The sequence below is a fragment of the Bacillus sp. FH genome (assembly GCF_052216825.1).
Classification (GTDB): Bacteria; Bacillota; Bacilli; order Bacillales; family Bacillaceae_G; genus Bacillus_A; species Bacillus_A paranthracis.
Map to the genome: position 1 here is coordinate 1,996,775 of NZ_JBQOUU010000001.1, position 16,600 is coordinate 2,013,374.

The 16,600-nt window shown below is 34.5% G+C and carries 19 protein-coding genes, 1 pseudogene and 1 riboswitch; of the genes and pseudogenes, 4 read left to right on the forward strand and 16 right to left on the reverse strand.

The window, feature by feature from the left end:
* Positions 1–153: 153 nt before the first annotated feature.
* Together ACTT1L_RS10635 and ACTT1L_RS10640 are read right to left on the reverse strand one after the other, a co-directional pair.
* The gene (locus ACTT1L_RS10635) at positions 154–387 is read right to left on the reverse strand and encodes a spore germination protein (RefSeq protein WP_001998505.1); all 234 of its coding nucleotides are present in this window, start codon (positions 385–387) and stop codon (positions 154–156) included.
* Positions 388–471: 84 nt separating this feature from the next.
* Positions 472–1,284 (reverse strand): S-layer homology domain-containing protein, encoded by an 813-nt coding sequence (locus tag ACTT1L_RS10640; protein ID WP_071743409.1) that lies wholly within the window; start codon positions 1,282–1,284, stop codon positions 472–474.
* A 709-nt stretch (positions 1,285–1,993) separates the two neighbouring features.
* On the opposite strand from ACTT1L_RS10640, the gene ACTT1L_RS10645 reads away from it, so the two are divergent.
* Together ACTT1L_RS10645 and ACTT1L_RS10650 are read left to right on the forward strand one after the other, a co-directional pair.
* Entirely contained in the window at positions 1,994–3,028 is a 1,035-nt protein-coding gene (locus ACTT1L_RS10645; protein WP_000007818.1) for a YdcF family protein, read from the forward strand.
* A gap of 187 nt (positions 3,029–3,215) precedes the next feature.
* Entirely contained in the window at positions 3,216–4,088 is an 873-nt protein-coding gene (locus ACTT1L_RS10650; RefSeq protein WP_000411240.1) for a YitT family protein, read from the forward strand.
* A 169-nt stretch (positions 4,089–4,257) separates the two neighbouring features.
* Here the strand turns inward: ACTT1L_RS10650 and ACTT1L_RS10655 are convergent, their stop codons facing one another.
* The 5 genes from ACTT1L_RS10655 to ACTT1L_RS10675 form a co-directional block, all read right to left on the reverse strand.
* Complete coding sequence (locus ACTT1L_RS10655; protein WP_000180109.1) at positions 4,258–4,476, reverse strand: hypothetical protein; 219 nt, start codon at positions 4,474–4,476, stop codon at positions 4,258–4,260.
* A gap of 98 nt (positions 4,477–4,574) precedes the next feature.
* Positions 4,575–5,390 (reverse strand): DUF4247 domain-containing protein, encoded by an 816-nt coding sequence (locus ACTT1L_RS10660; protein WP_442821899.1) that lies wholly within the window; start codon positions 5,388–5,390, stop codon positions 4,575–4,577.
* A gap of 12 nt (positions 5,391–5,402) precedes the next feature.
* Complete coding sequence (locus tag ACTT1L_RS10665; protein WP_442821900.1) at positions 5,403–5,909, reverse strand: DUF4178 domain-containing protein; 507 nt, start codon at positions 5,907–5,909, stop codon at positions 5,403–5,405.
* 21 nt (positions 5,910–5,930) lie between these two features.
* Entirely contained in the window at positions 5,931–6,335 is a 405-nt protein-coding gene (locus ACTT1L_RS10670; RefSeq protein WP_000220322.1) for a DUF350 domain-containing protein, read from the reverse strand.
* 80 nt (positions 6,336–6,415) lie between these two features.
* Positions 6,416–7,081 carry a PspA/IM30 family protein gene (locus ACTT1L_RS10675; protein WP_000110284.1) on the reverse strand — a complete coding sequence of 222 codons (666 nt, stop codon included), beginning with the start codon at positions 7,079–7,081 and terminating at the stop codon, positions 6,416–6,418.
* Between the two features lie 403 nt (positions 7,082–7,484).
* Here ACTT1L_RS10675 and ACTT1L_RS10680 point away from each other — a divergent pair, with 403 nt between their 5' ends.
* Complete coding sequence (locus ACTT1L_RS10680) at positions 7,485–8,063, forward strand: lipoprotein BA_5634 family protein (protein WP_046198253.1); 579 nt, start codon at positions 7,485–7,487, stop codon at positions 8,061–8,063.
* A gap of 32 nt (positions 8,064–8,095) precedes the next feature.
* Here the strand turns inward: ACTT1L_RS10680 and ACTT1L_RS10685 are convergent, their stop codons facing one another.
* Genes ACTT1L_RS10685 through ACTT1L_RS10695 form a run of 3 tightly spaced genes read right to left on the reverse strand, consistent with a single transcriptional unit; the run spans position 8,096 to position 10,492 of the window.
* Positions 8,096–8,263, reverse strand: a complete 168-nt coding sequence (locus ACTT1L_RS10685; RefSeq protein ID WP_000989595.1) for a FeoB-associated Cys-rich membrane protein — start codon at positions 8,261–8,263, stop codon at positions 8,096–8,098.
* A 16-nt stretch (positions 8,264–8,279) separates the two neighbouring features.
* Positions 8,280–10,268 (reverse strand): ferrous iron transport protein B, encoded by a 1,989-nt coding sequence (gene feoB, locus ACTT1L_RS10690; RefSeq protein WP_071743402.1) that lies wholly within the window; start codon positions 10,266–10,268, stop codon positions 8,280–8,282.
* Positions 10,265–10,492, reverse strand: coding sequence for a FeoA family protein (locus tag ACTT1L_RS10695; protein ID WP_000060519.1), 228 nt, complete (start codon positions 10,490–10,492; stop codon positions 10,265–10,267). Before ACTT1L_RS10695 ends, feoB begins: the two co-directional genes overlap by 4 nt.
* Before the next feature lie 194 nt (positions 10,493–10,686).
* Positions 10,687–10,788, forward strand: a riboswitch (TPP riboswitch).
* A gap of 85 nt (positions 10,789–10,873) precedes the next feature.
* On the opposite strand from ACTT1L_RS10695, the gene thiT reads away from it, so the two are divergent.
* Positions 10,874–11,542 carry an energy-coupled thiamine transporter ThiT gene (gene thiT / locus ACTT1L_RS10700; protein ID WP_087953082.1) on the forward strand — a complete coding sequence of 223 codons (669 nt, stop codon included), beginning with the start codon at positions 10,874–10,876 and terminating at the stop codon, positions 11,540–11,542.
* A gap of 207 nt (positions 11,543–11,749) precedes the next feature.
* Here the strand turns inward: thiT and ACTT1L_RS10705 are convergent, their stop codons facing one another.
* The 6 genes and pseudogenes from ACTT1L_RS10705 to ACTT1L_RS10730 form a co-directional block, all read right to left on the reverse strand.
* The gene (locus ACTT1L_RS10705; protein ID WP_442821901.1) at positions 11,750–13,603 is read right to left on the reverse strand and encodes a sensor histidine kinase; all 1,854 of its coding nucleotides are present in this window, start codon (positions 13,601–13,603) and stop codon (positions 11,750–11,752) included.
* A complete protein-coding gene (locus ACTT1L_RS10710; RefSeq protein ID WP_061131994.1) occupies positions 13,600–14,289 on the reverse strand; it encodes a response regulator transcription factor in 690 nt (229 codons plus the stop codon). Before ACTT1L_RS10710 ends, ACTT1L_RS10705 begins: the two co-directional genes overlap by 4 nt.
* A 37-nt stretch (positions 14,290–14,326) precedes the next feature.
* Entirely contained in the window at positions 14,327–14,947 is a 621-nt protein-coding gene (locus ACTT1L_RS10715; protein ID WP_242303127.1) for a class D sortase, read from the reverse strand.
* Positions 14,948–15,036: 89 nt separating this feature from the next.
* A pseudogene (locus ACTT1L_RS10720) lies at positions 15,037–15,529 on the reverse strand (LPXTG cell wall anchor domain-containing protein).
* Positions 15,530–15,707: 178 nt separating this feature from the next.
* Positions 15,708–16,040 (reverse strand): hypothetical protein, encoded by a 333-nt coding sequence (locus ACTT1L_RS10725; RefSeq protein ID WP_000415594.1) that lies wholly within the window; start codon positions 16,038–16,040, stop codon positions 15,708–15,710.
* 184 nt (positions 16,041–16,224) lie between these two features.
* Positions 16,225–16,440 (reverse strand): hypothetical protein, encoded by a 216-nt coding sequence (locus ACTT1L_RS10730; RefSeq protein WP_003267904.1) that lies wholly within the window; start codon positions 16,438–16,440, stop codon positions 16,225–16,227.
* Positions 16,441–16,600: the final 160 nt, after the last annotated feature.

Consider the following 16,600-nt stretch of genomic DNA (forward strand, 5'->3'; position numbering starts at 1 on the left):
ACTTCGTTTGAAGTGTCTTTTTTATACGTATGATTTTCGATAAGATGTTATATTTCTAATCTAACAACTATAATACAGAAGAATCATTAACAGCTCACAGCTAGATTGTAGCACAGGACAAGTTCATCATTTTATGCAATTTTACATATTTCTCTATAAAGTAAACTGTATTCCTTGATCATTCACATCGCTATCCCCTACATCTGATGTACTAATCCCGCTAAATGTTTGTACTTTAATCCCCGTATTCGATGATCCCGATCCATTATAAGCTTTCGTTTTTTCAATCGGCTGCACGTTATATTTATCTCCTAAATTAATCGTTCCATTGCAGTTTTCAATAATAACGCCTTCCACAACTGACGGCATTTTGTCACCTACTTTCATTTCCTTACTTTCATTTTATGAAAAGCGCCTAAAAAAATAGCATGTTTCCATAAGAAAAAAGCACTCAGACTGAGTGCTTTTTTCTTATTTACCTTTTTTCTTTTTCTCACAAGCAATTCCATCGCCATCACGGTCTAAATGCTTACCATAATACGGGCTATCTCTTGTAATGTCATAATATCCCGCATCGTTTGCTTCTTTACAGTTCGCAAAACGTTTCGGATCTGGCTTTACTTCTGGTTTCGGTTCTGGTTTCGGCTGTGGTTGTTTTGCTCCTGGTCTTTCTTCAAATGGTAACGTTGCATTATATAAGAACTGAACGTATTGCTCACGACTTACATGCATTTTAGGTGCGAATGTACCATCACCAGTTCCAGCCGTAATATAATTTGATTTAATTGCAGTAATCGCAGGATTCGCCCATCCATTTCTATCTACATCCGGGAAATTATGATCCCCTCTAATTTGCAATTGGAATCCTCTTGTCAAAATTTGTGCCATTTCTTCACGAGTTAACGAATCTTTCGGTCTAAATTTTCCTGTGTTATCTCCAACAAATATACCCATCTCTGTTAAAGCAAGAATCTCTTTTTTAAACATAGTTGAACGATCCGTAATATCTTTATATGGATTGTTATACTGTTCTTTTACTGTCGGTTTTAAATGGCGGAACATAAGAGCTGCAACTTGCTCACGCGTTACATCATCACCAAATCCAAAAACCCCATTTCCGTATCCAGCAACAACGTTTTTATTTGCTAAATCCATAATTGCTTTATAAGACCAATGATCGTTTGGAACATCTTTAAAACCTGCGCTTGCCTCCGCTGTTCCAATTGAAGTAAATGCTGTAGTTGCAACAAGTGCACCTGTTAAAATTAATTTTTTAAATCTCATACTTAAGTCTCCTTCTCTTTCCATAATAACCATTTAACAATATAACAAATTATTCAAATGTACTTTATCATATTCTGTCGAACACAAAAAAGAATCCTGCAGGATTCTTTTTTGCTAAGCATGAATGGCAATTTTGGAGACAGTTGACTTCTTCAAAAATTTATTAGGGGTAATATTTTGAAAAAGAAAGCCTTTCATATGTAGGTTAACACTACTGGAATATATAGTAAATTGATAATATTTATACGGAAGATTGCTAATGTTTAGTATAGATACTTTCCACTATATCAACAGTGAAAAGCATCTACATGAAACAACAAAAAAGGCGCCTTCAAAGAAGATGCCTTTCATAAACAGACACTATAAAACAGAATTATTTATTGTTATACGATTGTTAGATACAAAAAGTAGAGGGAAATGTTTGTATTACATTCTGTTTTATAAAGTATGTCTACCACTTATATTTTAATCCTCTTCACTTGAAAATAAATATAATATGCATAATTACATACGAAAAAGAAAAGACACTCCATAGAGTGCCTCTTCAACCATTTTACTTTTAATATATCGCTTTACATACATTGTAACATATGTATCCATATATTTTATTGAGAAAATTCAAAATCCTTTTTTTTTCATTTTCAATTATAAAATCATGTAATATAAAAGGTATGTCAAATTCTTATACAAGTTGAGGTGTACTATATTTATGTCTTTCGGAATTATTCCTCTTATATTGTTTATTATTTTTCTTATCTCCTATTTAAAAGATCCACGAAAAATAATAAATGGGTTTTTATTTAATACTTTTATCTGTTTTTTCCTTCTGTTTTGTATACTTGTCTCTTGGAACTCAAGTAATACTATCCTAGGCTACATAATAGTCTTACCTATTTTAGCACTTATCGTTATGATTCCTTTTGGTATTGTTGCTTTAATGTTTGGACTATTTCTGAATGCGAGAATTTTAATGAAACGAGAAGGCCGACGTTTTACTAACTGTTTAACACTTATTGCTGCTTTAGGTATTTTATTCTGTATATTATTCCTTTTCATAAGTCCAGCAAGTTTCTTCTCATCACATTTCCAGCCTATTTTCGCTGGTATTTCTCTTATAACCGTATATTTCTTTATACACTTATCTAACTTCTTAAGCGCTTATTTTTTATATCAATTCAACAGACCAAGGCGTAATCAAGATTTCATTATCGTTCTCGGTAGCGGCTTAATTAATGATAAAGTACCACCTTTACTTGCAAGTCGTATTCATAAAGCAATCGACTTTTACTGGAAACAAGCCGCTGTGAATACGCCACCAACAATTATTTTCTCTGGTGGACAAGGTCCAGATGAAGGCCTTCCTGAAGCAGAAGCGATGCAAAAGTACGCTGTTGAAAAAGGAATTCCGCTTGAACATACAGTGCAAGAAAATCGCTCTGTAAACACATATCAAAATATGTTGTTCTCTAAAGAAATTATGGATTCTTTAAAACCAGACGGTAAGTATAAAAGTATTTTTACAACGAATAATTTCCACCTTTTCCGCGCTGGTATATATGCAAGACAAGCTGGTCTTAATAGCCAAGGAATTGGATCAAAGACAGCCTTTTATTATTGGCCTAATGCAATGATTCGTGAGTATGTTGCAATCGTTGTGATGGGACGTAAGCGCCATATGAAAATATGTGGAACTATTTTAGGCTTCGCTTTATTCCTATCCGTGCTTAGTTTTATCATTTCTTAATAGCATCCCATCCTTTGAAAGGATGGGATTTCTTATACTCATTTCAAAAATATTTTAAAGATAATATGGTCATAATATTCCCTGCATACATCCATTAAAGGAGAATTTTTTCAAATAAAATGTTAAAATAAAATTTAAGTGTGAATGACGTAACAAATAAGAAACTAGTTTGAAACGAGGAAATCATATGGAGAAAATTATCAAAAACAAGCCCAATAAGCTTAAAATCGCTTCAAAAGCTTTGATGATTATTATTGGGGCATTTATTACAGCGTACGGATTAGAGGCAGTATTAATTCCAAATAACGTATCAGACGGTGGTGTAACTGGTTTAAGTATCGTTAGCTCAAGATTGTTTGGATTACCATTAGGAGCTCTAATCGCAGTTATTAACATTCCTTTCGTTTGGTTAGGATATAAGCAAATCGGTAAAAGCTTTGCGATTTATTCTATTATCGGGATTGCTTCATTAGCAATAGGTACCGTTGTCATGCACGGAATACCAGCTATTATTGAAGGCGATACATTATTAGTTACAGTTGTTGGTGGTATTATCATCGGTTTTGGTATGGGACTAGCATTGCGTAATGGCGGGGCATTAGATGGAATCGATATGCTAGCTGTATTGCTTTCTCGTAAGTTACCATTTGGAACGAGTGACCTTATTTTATTCTTAAACATGTTCGTATTTATTTTCGTATCAACAGTATTCGGTCTTCAAGGAGCTATCCTTTCGGCAATTGCTTACTTTATTGCTTCGAAAGTGATTCATATCGTTGAAGTTGGTTTAAGTGGTTCGAAAGCATTTAAAATTATTACAAAAGAGCCTGAATTGATGGTAGAAACAATTCGTGATCGTTTAGGCCGAAGTGCAACATATAACGAAGTATACGGCGGTTATTCTAGAGAGAAATTCAAAGAAATTTCTTGTGTAATTAACCGTTTAGAAGAAAGTAAAATGAAAGAACTTATTAATGAAATCGATCCACACGCCTTTATTACAGTTTATGACGTAGCAGAAGTAAAAGGCGGTAACTTTAAGAAACGTGATATTCATTAATCATTATGAAAGAAGAGGGTGTGCCAATATGTTGGCACACCCTCTTCTGTTATTGTTGTCAATTTTTGTCGGTAAGTCGATATATTCTAATAATCGCTGATATATTTGGAGTTGCGGGCGATATATTCCAATAATCGCTGATATATTTGGAGTTGTGGTCGATATATTTTTACTCCCCCCATCTTCCCCCGCTCTTAATCCATGCCACGTATTTTTGAAAGGCTGGCACTTCTTGTTGGAAACGAAGCGGAACATATAGAAAAAGAGTACACGTACATAGTATCCATAGAATACCTACTACAAAGTGAAATTTCATCGTTGTGCTAATAAACAAACTTAAGAATAATACGAGGAACATCATTACACTAAATCTTTTATACATAGTCATACTATCCCCTCCTTATAACTTAATTGTACCAGTTACAAGGAATTAATTTCCAGAATAAAAAAAGACCGAAAAGCCACTTCCACTTTTCGGTCTCTACACTATCTTCTCTTCGTAATCTTTCCTGAACCACCGACCCTCGTTTTCGGAGGAGATGTATTCCTTGGTGGCGTTTTAATAGATGATTTCGGCTTCACATCTGATCCGCTCGAACCACCTGGTGTTTTCGTTATTTTCCCTTTGCTTCCAGTAGAAGGCGGAGGCGTGCTGCTTCCTTTTTTCGTAATACTTCCTGTATCTCCTACAGAAGATTTCGAATCTACATTATCGCCACGCTTAATGATAGACCCTTTCCCTTCCTTCGTAATTGGAGGCGAGGTTTTCTTTTCTTCTTTCGTAGGCGGTCTCTCTGGAATAACTGGTTTATGATTTTGTCTGTCATTATATCCGCGATAATCACCGTACGATGATTTTCGTGAACCGAATATATCATTTAATATACTACCCATAATATATCCTTGCAGGAAGGACGGTTGGTAATTTTGACGGACAAACTCTTTATTACTTATTTCAATTAACGTATCAGATGGCTTCTCTTTATCCTTTTGCAGATTATAAATCTTATCAGAATAAACGAGGAACATTTGATTTTCGTCTTCTTTAGATGCTTGCTTCGGTTCTCTTTCATTCATGAGTTCCTTCGCGACTTCAGGAACTGACCGATTGGCGGCCCTATACACGTAAGATTCTTGTTTACCTTCTTTTGCGACAGATTCAAGTGGATAGCGGTCTTGAATCGACTTTGTCTGTCCGCCTTGGCAACCTGATAAGGCATATCCAGCAACAACAAGTAATGTAACGATAGCAAGTATAGGGATCACGAACGATTTAATCATGGTAAACAATCGGTTTGACATGATTACGCCCCCTTACGTTGCTCTTATAATTTGTACATCAGCAGGAATAATTGCTTCTCCCTCATACATCATTGTGCGACCATTTTGCCATTCAATACGTAATAATTTTCGATTATCCGATTGGAACTCCCATACATACTGTTCTTCTGAAGCTGAGAATGGTGTTTTCCCCATCACAACAACACGTCCGTTATATTGCTCTTCCATATGGTACTCTGTATCATCCATCTCAATTGTCGTCGGAATTTCATCAATCGAATCTAAACGACCATCAATTGGTTTATATAATTTGTAATACGTATTTTCACGATCTTCAATTTTTAAATAACAAATATCTTTCCCGTCTTGCAGTGTTAAAACAATTTCTTTACGAGAATGCATACTCGTTTTCCCAATTAATTCATACATGACTAATGAAACTTCAACCATATCGCCAGGAGCTAACGTTAACAAACTTTTCTCTGGTTTCGGCGGTTCTGGGCTTTTCATTATATTTTTAATTCGTTTAAATAAACTCATGAGCTACCCCTCCTTCTCTCTTTATAAACAAGCACCTAAAATAAGTGCACCCACAATATGTAATGATCCGGCCAACATCGCGTGCGCAACACTGCCTTCTTTCGTACCTTCTTCTAAATCTAAACCAGCCATTTTCTTTAACACAAATTCGATAAACATTTCTACCACTAATAAAATAACGAAAGAAACTGCTGATGCAAGTAGTGCTTGCCATAAGTCATTTGCTTTCGTTATCGATTGAGATAAAATGTACCCTTGTGCGAATAATTTCATAACGAAACGAGTTGTTACAGCTGTATTCCCATTTTTTATTTCTTTTAAATCATTGTATTTTGTAAAAATCGAATCAACCCACATAATTGCAAATAAAAGTACTGCACTCGCTCCAGTCCATACAAGCATGGCTAATACATTTGTCCATGTCATTGCAAAACCTCCTCTAAAAAGTAATAGAAAACCGACATGAATTTGTTTAGACATGTCGGTTCATTTGTCTCTATTCTATATTATTTCTCATACTGCTTCATAATACGAGCTAATTCATCGTCAACAGCAGAGTTTTTGTTTAAGCTTGCGAATTCATCATCTAATGATTTTTCTTTTTTGTACACTTCACCGCTTGCTTCTGCTTCAGCCTCTAATTGAAGAGCTTTCTCTTCCATACGGCTTAAACCAGCTTTCGCTGAGTTTGAATCAAATCCAGACATCGCCTGATTAATATTCTTTTGTGCTTTCGCCGCATTTACACGTGCTACAAGTGTCTCACGTTTATTTTTCAGCTCAGTTAATTGCTTGCGCATTTCTTCTAGCTTCAGGCGAAGATTATCAGCAGCAACTTTATTTTGCTCATAGCTTGCTTTATATTCATTCATCTTTTGCTCTGCGCTTTGTTTTTCTTCAAGAGCACGGCGCGCAAGATCTAAGTTGTTAGCTTGAACAGCCATATGAGCTTGCTCTTCACGTTTTTTCACAAGTGCTTCTTGCTCTTCAAATAATATTTTGAATTTCTTCTCAAGTGCGATTTGAGCTGCTACACTTTTCTCAGCTTCTTGTACATCCGCTTGCATATCGCGTAAATATTGATCCGTCATCTTAACTGGATCTTCCGCTTTTTCAATTAATGAATATACATTCGACATTGTTAAATCTCTTAATCGTTTAAATACAGACATCTAAATTCCTCCTATGATATACCTCATATTTCAAATTCACTACTTGGAAAACTGAAAAATCTCCCTTTACAGTAAAGAATATTCATTTTTAAAGCCTATGTGTTTATTATAACAAAACTAATATGTCCTTACATGTTATTTCCAAAATACATCCATTATAATATGACATTCTATATATAACATTGTATTTCTAATATATTCTCATTATCCCTCTTTGAAATTAACTTACTTTTGTGCGATTTCACTAAATTACATAAGTGTAATGTTACTGTAAGCTAACTCGATAGTTGCGTCTCCCTATTTCTTATATACTAATACCAGAAGCAACAAACAAGCTTCTCATCATTTCAAAACTAATACAAAAATTGTATTTACTATAAAACATATAAAAGGAGAAATCATCATGAAAAAATTAGTAGGAATCGGTTTAGCAGCAGCAATTTCACTTGGAGCATTATCAGGTTGTTCTTTATTAGGAGAGAAAGCGAACGGTTTTGTACTTTATGGATCAGAAGAACAAGTTCAGCAAATTACAGATAAAAACAAAAAAGAAGTGAAAGAAAAAGACTTCTATAAAATGAAAATGACAACATTAGAAGGTAAAAAAGTTCTTGTCATGGATAAGAAAACTGGTGAAGAACTGGTGAAGAAAGAATTACTTAACAAAGTGGATGCAAAAGACAACACGAAGCCACTTGATAAATTACCAGCTGTAACAGCAGAACAAGGTGTATTATTTGCTAAAGAAAAAGTAGAAAATGCTACACTTGATGGAGCAAAATTAAAATATGAAGGCAACACAATTATCGGAAGTGGCCGTGCATATGCCGACATGTTCGCAATTGTTGATGATGCAACTTACGGAAATGTAAAAGGTGAAGAAAAATCTGTAGGTGTATTAAAATTTGATAAAGATCCAAGTAAAGAATTCCCTGGAAAGAATGGTGTAGAATCATCACAACTTGTAAAAATTAAAAAGTAAAAAAAGCTTTGCGACATTCGCAAAGCTTTTTTCTATTTATGAGCAATTTGCTCCATATCCGGACTACAAGTATTCGACTGACATGACTTATTTAAAGAACATGCCGCGCATTTTCCTTTTTTACTTCTCTTTACAAAATTAACTAACGTGTATGCTGCATAACCAAAAATGATAGCTCCAATTATAATATTGACCATCATCACAATACATCTCCTTCTAGAATCCGAGTAGGGATCCAACTTGGTATATAATGAGCGTTAATACATAAGCAACTACGAGTGGATACACGACTGAGAAAATCGTCCATTTCGCTGATCCTGTTTCACGTTTAATAACAGCTACCGTCGCTAAACACGGAACATATAATAAAATAAAGAACATAAATGCATAAGCTGATAATGCTGTATAATGTGCTCCCATTACATTTCCAAGCACATCTTCTTTCACCGCATAAATAATGGCCATTGTAGAAACGACAACTTCCTTCGCTAAAAATCCTGTTAAAAGGGAAGCTGCAGCTTGCCACGTTCCAAAACCAAGCGGTGCAAATAGTGGTGCGATAAATCCACCAATCATTGCTAAGAAACTGTCTCCCATATCAACACCAAATCCTGATGGCCCTGCATAATTTAATAGCCAAATGACAACAGAACCACCAAAGATAAATGTACCTGCTTTACGAACAAATCCTTTCCCTTTCTCCCACGTACTTAGCCATAACGTTTTCGCTTGCGGCACGCGGTAAGGCGGTAGTTCAATAACGAAAATAGATTTTTCCGCTTTTAAAATGGTAAGAGACATAATTTTTGTAACTAATAACGCAAGGACAATCCCTGCAACATATAGGGAGAACACAACAGTTGCCTGACTATGAGGGAAGAATACTCCCGCAAATAACGCATATACAGGTAAACGTGCCGAACAAGACATAAATGGTGTTACAAGAACTGTAAGTAAACGTTCTTTTTCTTGTTCAATCGTTCTCGCTGCCATAATACCTGGAACATTACATCCAAAACCGATAATCATCGGAATAAACGCTTTTCCGTTTAAACCGAAGAACTCCATAATTCTATCCATAACAACTGCAATTCGCGCCATATATCCTGAGTCTTCTAATAATGAAATGAAAAAGAATAGTGCAAAGATTTGTGGAACGAATACTAATACGGCACCAACACCAGCAATAATACCTTCCGTAACGAGTGCTTGAATAAAATCAGAAGCTCCAACACTTGTAAGCCCAGCTGTCACCCAATCCGTAAGCTGTCCAGCAAAAAACTCATCTAACATATCCGATAAAGGTGTCCCAATCCACGTAAACGTAACCTGAAAAATAAAAAACATAACTGCTAAAAAGATTGGAAGTCCTAAAATTTTATGTGTAATTAATCTATCAATTTTTTCTGAAAAAGGAATTTTTCCTTCTTTCTCATGCTTCATAACATTTGTTTTTAACTTTTCAATATACGCTTCACGAGTTTTGTAAATGTGCTCTTCCAACGTACAATCAAGTTTTTCTTCTAAGCGAGATCGAATGGCTATGAGTTCCTTATAGATTGGTAATGCTTTCATTTCTTTTTCTACTACTTCGTTATTACTTAAAAATTGAAGAGCTAACCATCTCGGATGCTCATAATTCGCTTTCTCTAAAAGAGAAATTACTTCTCCAATTCCTTCATCCATTCGTACACCATATGAAATAATGAATGGCTTTTTCTCGTTTTTGTCATTTTCTTTAAGAGTCGCAAGTAATTCTTCACAGCCTTTTCCACTTCTTGCAACGACAGGAACGACTGTTACACCTAATAGTTCTGATAATCGTTTTACATCAATGACAATTCCTCTTTGCTTCGCCACATCAATCATATTTAAACCAATTGAGACCGGCTTACCAAATTCAAGTAATTGCAACGTTAAATGCATATTTCGTTCGAACTGCGAAGAATCTACAATATTTAACATATGCTGAAATTCTTCTGTTAATAGAAAGTTTGTTACAACACCTTCATCACGCGAAACTGGATTTAAATCATACACACCTGGTAAATCAATTAATGTTCCTTGCTTATCTTTTAATTTACCAACCTTCTTTTCTACTGTTACACCGCTCCAGTTTCCTACGTATTCATAAGAACCAGTAAGCGCATTAAATAATGATGTCTTTCCTGTATTCGGATTCCCTAGCAAAGCTACCTTATTCACGCTAATTCCACCTTTATCATTTTCGCGTCACAATGACGAATGCTAATTAACTGTCCACGACACTCCAATGTACAAGGACCTTTGAACATCGCTTTCTGCTTCATACGAAGTTCGCTTCCTTCAGAAAGACCAAAAGCAGCCAGTCTTCTCTTTAATAATTGATCTAACGACTGAACGCTTTTTACTAACACTTTCTCACCAATTTTAATATCTACTAAGCTCATAACCTTCCCCCTCAGAAGAGAATGATAATTATTTTCAAAGAAATTATAGCATACTCTATTTCTCTTGTACTATACCCTTTTGCTTCATATTTATTAACATTTCACTACAATTCTATTTCAATTATTGTCATACTGTATTCGTTTGCCATTCTCATCCATTTCGCTTACAATAAACAATAGCAAATAAAGAATCTCGTTATCACAGGGGGAGCCATGCCGCTGAGAGGGAACACTTCGTTCCGACCCTTCGAACCTGTTAGTTAATGCTAACGCAGGGATTGTGCAAACGTCCGAAATACATACCTCTTTTTTATTTACGTATTTCGTATCCTCCTATGATAATGTTCTTTTTTGTACAACTTGGATTTAGGGGGAGACAACATGCGTAACACCAATTTACAAGCGATGATCGAATCTGCTATTCTTGCAGCCTTCGCTCTGGTCATCGACATTTTACCATTATCAATCAAACTTCCAACAGGCGGTTCCATTTCATTTGCTATGATTCCTATTTTTATTATCGCATACCGCTGGGGCTTTAAATCAGCTTTCTTAGGTGGTTTAGTTTGGGGACTATTACAAATTGTCGTGGGAGATGCTTACATTTTAACACCTATTCAAGCATTCATTGAGTACTTCATTGCCTTTGCTTTTATTGGATTTGCTGGCTTATTCTATCGTCCAATTCAAAAAGCACTTTTAACGTCTAATGAAAATAACTTAGAACAATCAAATTTAGGTAGCCGTAAAGACAAACCTTCATCAAAACAAAATGAAGGTAAGAAAGTTCTTGGTTATATTATTCTTGCTACATTTATCGGTAGCTTTGCTCGCTACTTCTGTCACTTTATTGCCGGTATTATTTTCTGGGGACAATATGCGCCGAAAGGTCAATCAGCTGTGCTTTATTCATTAATCGTAAATGGTAGTACAATGATTGGGTCTTATATTTTGTGTACCGTTTTACTTATATTTTTATTCCTTACTTCACCACGCTTATTCAAGAGCATCAATGCTTATCAAATAAATGCAAACAAAAAGGGCGCTTAATGAGCGCTCTTTTTTCATATCGTAATATCAATTAAAAATACAATAAATGCACAAAAGAAAATAAATACCATTATACTTAGCCAATTGCTATGCACGGTTCATCTACTCCTTACATAACCTCATTTTCTAAACAAATTATACTGATTAAAGATAAAGATTAGATAAAGATAATATGAAAATAAATTAAAAAAGCATAGATCATATTGTCTACGCTTTTTTCAATAAGTAGAAATAAAATAATACACCATCTTCTGTATTCTTTACTCCATATTCAACTTCATGCAGTTCTAAAATATTTTTTGAAATGGCAAGCCCGAGCCCTGTTCCACTTTGCGAACGCTGACGAGCTGCATCCACGCGATAAAAACGATCCCAAATTTTATCTAATTGTTCTTCTTCAATATGAGTACCTTTATTTTCGATACATACTTTTATACGATTTTTTTCATCTATTGTAGAAATAATAATATCTTCTTTATTTGGTGTATAACGTATGGCATTCGTAATGAAATTCACGATCACTTGTTCAATCCGGCCTTGATTTGCGACTACTTCAAATGGACCTATATTTTTATGAACACGAAGCTCTTTTTTCTCTATTTCTACAGAAAGGTGTTCACATATATCTTCCATTACTGTATCGATATAAAATGAATCCATTTTCATTTTATATGTGCCTGACTCAAATTTAGCTAACTCCAGCATATCCAAAATTAATGTATCCATTTTGTCTACTTCTCGTTCCATCGCTTGAAAATAATACTCCTTTTTATGCTCAGCTACTCCATCTTTTAAAATAGAAATACAGCTTTTCATAATACTCAGCGGTGTTTTTAGTTCATGCGAAACACCAGAAATGAATTCTTTCCGCGTATTTTCTAATTTTCTTTCCTTTTCAATATCTTGTTCTAGCTGTCCAATATGTGAATGGAGCTTATTGGATAATACATTAATATTTTTCGATAAATCCCCAATTTCATCTTTTGAAGTAATCGGTATTTGTTCTGTGAAATCTAAATGCGCTATTTTCTTCGTTGTATCATTTATTTTTAATAACGGCTTTGCGATTTGTTTAGAGTAATAGAACGAAGCTAGAAAAATGAGAACGACTACAAATGCAATGATGTAAATGTAGTAATCTTGCACCATTTGTACAGCTTCATCTACAGGCTGTAAAGAAGCCATCGCATATATATATGTTACGGATCCGTCTTTTTCTTTTATTGGTTTCACTAATAATTTATATTTAATATCATTTTTTTCATAGTCCATTGTTTGTGTAGTAGATTGTATGGGCTTGCTCTCTTTTAATAATAAATCCGTTTGAAATTCTTTTATGTTATCTAAAAAGATGCTATTTTTATAAATTTGATTTACAAGACCTTTTACATCGGGAAATTGGACTTTCGTAACACGCCCTCTTATGTAAACATCTGATTCTTGGGCAGCTGGCTCCTGAACGACCGGCTGCTTTTCCTTACCAACTTGTTCTTCAGCTACTTTCTTTTTCTCCTGATCTAATTTACTCATTTTTTCCTTAAACGCTTTTTCTAACGGTTTATTAGATCCGCTTAAATTTTGCTTACCTAACGTGAAAGAGAATGGAATATAACTATCATCTTTTTTCACGCTAGAAAAATAAATTTCTTGTCCTAAAAATGGATCTGATGATTTATTATCAATCTCTTCTATATTGACGAGATTGTATAAGGGAATTTTGAATATTTGTTGTCCAAAGCTCTTTTGTTGCCTACGATCTATCGTTACCTCAAAATAAAAATCATCCGCATGTTTTAAATTCCCATTTTGATCTAATGTCGTAATCCACGTATTATTTTCTCTTAAAAAGTCTTGCTCTAGCTTCTGAATTCCTTCTGCACTTCCTGCATAGTTCAAATAATTCTTTTCGAAGGAATTTAAATTCACTTTAATGTCTTCTACTTTTCGATTCGCGTAATATTGTTTAAAAAATATCGTTTGTCCAATAAAAATCGTCGCTAAAATTAACATACATAATGCTGTTGTGAGAGTAAATAACTTTAGTACAATTCCCTTTCTCATACATTCCCCTCAAATTTATAACCCGTTCGTACTACAGTTGTAATGTACTTTGCTTTCTCTCCTAATTTATTTCTTAAATTACGAATATGACTATTAACCGTTCGATCGTCACCAGCAAATTCATATCCCCAAATTTTTGAAATGAGTTGTTCTCGTGTTAAAACAATCCCCTGATTTTTCATCAAGTACGCTAATATTTCAAATTCTGTATGAGTTAAATTAATGTCTGTTTTATCTACCGTAACAGTACGCGATGGAAAATGGACATGAATACCATGAATTGATAATATATCATCTTCATTCTCTAAAAGTTGTTTTGTTATTTTTCTACTTTCTAACAACCGTTTTGCTCTTGCTAATAAAATTGGTGGACTATACGGCTTCGTCACATAGTCATCTGCCCCAAGTTCAAAACCAAGTAACGTATCATCTTCATCAACACGTGCCGTCAGCATAATGATAGGAACCTCGGATGTTTTACGGATTCTTCGGCAAACAGACCATCCATCAAGTTCCGGCAACATAATATCTAAAATAACTAAATCAACCTCTTCTTCCTCAAATACAACTAAAGCTTCTTTCCCGTCCCTTGCTTCAAACACTACATATTGCTCACTTAAAAAATAATCTTTTAATATTTCACGCAAAATATCTTCATCTTCTACAATTAAAATGTTTTTTGCCATAACTTATATCCCCCTCTCGCTTTCAGAAACTATAATTTCATTTTGAATAACTAGCAGTTAACTTCGCCTCGATAATATATCTATCTGGCGCATCCCCTATATAATTAAATGGATAGCAAGTCGTGAGTGTTAGTATCGGTTCTTCTTTTTTTATAATAACAGTACGATCATCCGCATGGGTAATCCATATTTTTTGAATTTCATATGTGTAAGTTTTATTATCATACTCTAACATAAGAGTGTCTCTTTCTTTTAACTCTCCTAAATCTGTAAAGACAGTATCTCGATGTCCACTTAGTACAGTATGTCCCCCTCCAGATGGCGTTGTCGTTACGTCACTAACGAACATTCCAACTCCTTTTTTCAAAGTTGTATCATCCGCTCCCCAATATATAGAAAATTTCTTCTTTAATTTCGGTATATGTAACATCGCTACCTTTTCTCCTTCTTTATGTTCTGTTTGGGAAGAAGGCACTTGAGAAGTTACGGGGGTTTCATGTGAAAGTTGATTATGTTGTATATTGTTAAGACTCTTTATTTCTTCTTCTGTCAGTTGCTGAGCAGAGTTTTTTCCTTTATACCATTCCATAGCGTAATATGATCCCATAAATAGTCCTATAGCCATCAATATGATACCGATATAATTGAGTAACTTCATGTTTCATCCCTCCATGCCAAAAATGGTAGGAATAACCTACCATTTTTAATATATGAAATTATCCCATTCTTTATAGGAGAATATTTTATTTACGCCTTAACTTTATTGCGACGATTCAAACCAAATAATGTCCCTACCCCTACAAAGCATGCGCTTAGTGCCATCATTGCTACATTATTAGAAGCTGTGTTTGGTAATTTTTCACCTTGTACAACTGGCTTTGCTACTTCTTTTTTTGCTACATCATTTTTTTTGCTGTTCCTTAATTGCGGCTTCTTTTTTTGCCATATCACTTTTTAACTGTTCTTGCGCTATTCTCTTTTTCTCTTCTTCACTTTTTTTCTCAGCTTTTATTGCTTCCTCTTTTTTAGCCATATCATTTTTTTCTTGTACTTGTGCCGCTTGCTTTTTCTCCGCATCACTCTTTTGCTGTATCTTAATCGCTTCTTCTTTTTTAGCTTTATCTTGCTGCTGTTGCGTTGCTTCTTCCTTCGTTACTGTTCCAGTATCCGCGCTTGCTACTGAAGAATGTCCTACTGTTAAAAGTGCCATTGTACAGATTGATAATAGTTTCTTTTTCATTTCATTTCTCTCCTTTTATACGTTTTACATCACTTCGCATCGGATGTATCACTAGAATAAACAAGAGATATAAATATAAAATGCAGATGAAATATATTTCATTTAAAGATTTCATTGTAGAAAAAGAAAAAAACATCGCAATATATACGATGTTTTTTCGGGTGTGTGTCTCAATTATTTACATGTTACTTTCGCGTGATTTAGAAGTAGAACGGGCCGGAGCGATAACTAATTGTCTCGGCTCAGTTTTCTTTAAGTGATTTTTGACGTTACACTTACGACGTTGAACAACCCACGCTTTAATAGGGTTTGTCAAAATAATCTTTTGCTCTTCGTTAGGGGTCTCTTCTTCAAACCTACAACTTTCGCTCCATTTATTCCATTTCATTGTAAACTTAGAAGAAGAATGATCGTCTTCTCGATCAAACAAGTGCAAAAAATCCATTTCGCCAGCTAGCATCACGGTGTTACTAGTTGCTAAAAAAGAAAAGGTCGTCCAACGTTTCTCCATGCCCTCCTACTCCTTTTTCACATATAGAGTGCCTAAAACTTAATTTACCTAAAATATGCTTGCCTTTTACCTTACACCCATAGTTTATCCAAAACACTACTATGCAACTATCGATTTGTCTTACAACTACCTTACATTTTTGTAAGAAACAAAAAAACCTTCACTATGCCTATGTGAAGGTCTCTTATTTCTTATCTATATGATCTTTCATATCATCAAGTCCAGCTTCTTGTAGCTGCGACATCATACCATGAGAAATTGCACCTAATACTAAAGTCATTCCAATTAGTGAAATCCGAATCACTGGTACATCAATTATATAAGCCAACAGGCCAAGAACAATTGTTAATAGCAATGCTTTTATAAATGTTGCACTTGTATACTCTTTCTTTTTCATCATAATCACCCTTTATGGAAGCGTTTTCTTAATATAATCAGTATATCATATCATCTGACTATTTTGTGGGTATTTTTGTAAAAAACTTATATCTTCTTTGACTTTTTCCTTTCTATCCTTTACAGTCGAAATGTTCGCAAGTTTTACACTGTAGGAGGACTCC

Coding starts and splice junctions, on each gene's coding strand:
- ACTT1L_RS10675 (WP_000110284.1), bottom strand. CDS start 7,081: ATGTCTGTATTTAAACGATTAAGAGATTTAACAATGTCGAATGTATAT.
- ACTT1L_RS10715 (WP_242303127.1), bottom strand. CDS start 14,947: ATGAAGTTACTCAATTATATCGGTATCATATTGATGGCTATAGGACTA.
- ACTT1L_RS10655 (WP_000180109.1), bottom strand. CDS start 4,476: ATGACTATGTATAAAAGATTTAGTGTAATGATGTTCCTCGTATTATTC.
- ACTT1L_RS10680 (WP_046198253.1), top strand. CDS start 7,485: ATGAAAAAATTAGTAGGAATCGGTTTAGCAGCAGCAATTTCACTTGGA.
- thiT (WP_087953082.1), top strand. CDS start 10,874: ATGCGTAACACCAATTTACAAGCGATGATCGAATCTGCTATTCTTGCA.
- ACTT1L_RS10730 (WP_003267904.1), bottom strand. CDS start 16,440: ATGATGAAAAAGAAAGAGTATACAAGTGCAACATTTATAAAAGCATTG.
- ACTT1L_RS10705 (WP_442821901.1), bottom strand. CDS start 13,603: ATGAGAAAGGGAATTGTACTAAAGTTATTTACTCTCACAACAGCATTA.
- ACTT1L_RS10635 (WP_001998505.1), bottom strand. CDS start 387: ATGAAAGTAGGTGACAAAATGCCGTCAGTTGTGGAAGGCGTTATTATT.
- ACTT1L_RS10695 (WP_000060519.1), bottom strand. CDS start 10,492: ATGAGCTTAGTAGATATTAAAATTGGTGAGAAAGTGTTAGTAAAAAGC.
- ACTT1L_RS10650 (WP_000411240.1), top strand. CDS start 3,216: ATGGAGAAAATTATCAAAAACAAGCCCAATAAGCTTAAAATCGCTTCA.
- ACTT1L_RS10660 (WP_442821899.1), bottom strand. CDS start 5,390: ATGTCAAACCGATTGTTTACCATGATTAAATCGTTCGTGATCCCTATA.
- ACTT1L_RS10725 (WP_000415594.1), bottom strand. CDS start 16,040: ATGGAGAAACGTTGGACGACCTTTTCTTTTTTAGCAACTAGTAACACC.
- ACTT1L_RS10670 (WP_000220322.1), bottom strand. CDS start 6,335: ATGACATGGACAAATGTATTAGCCATGCTTGTATGGACTGGAGCGAGT.
- ACTT1L_RS10645 (WP_000007818.1), top strand. CDS start 1,994: ATGTCTTTCGGAATTATTCCTCTTATATTGTTTATTATTTTTCTTATC.
- ACTT1L_RS10685 (WP_000989595.1), bottom strand. CDS start 8,263: ATGATGGTCAATATTATAATTGGAGCTATCATTTTTGGTTATGCAGCA.
- ACTT1L_RS10710 (WP_061131994.1), bottom strand. CDS start 14,289: ATGGCAAAAAACATTTTAATTGTAGAAGATGAAGATATTTTGCGTGAA.
- ACTT1L_RS10640 (WP_071743409.1), bottom strand. CDS start 1,284: ATGAGATTTAAAAAATTAATTTTAACAGGTGCACTTGTTGCAACTACA.
- ACTT1L_RS10665 (WP_442821900.1), bottom strand. CDS start 5,909: ATGAGTTTATTTAAACGAATTAAAAATATAATGAAAAGCCCAGAACCG.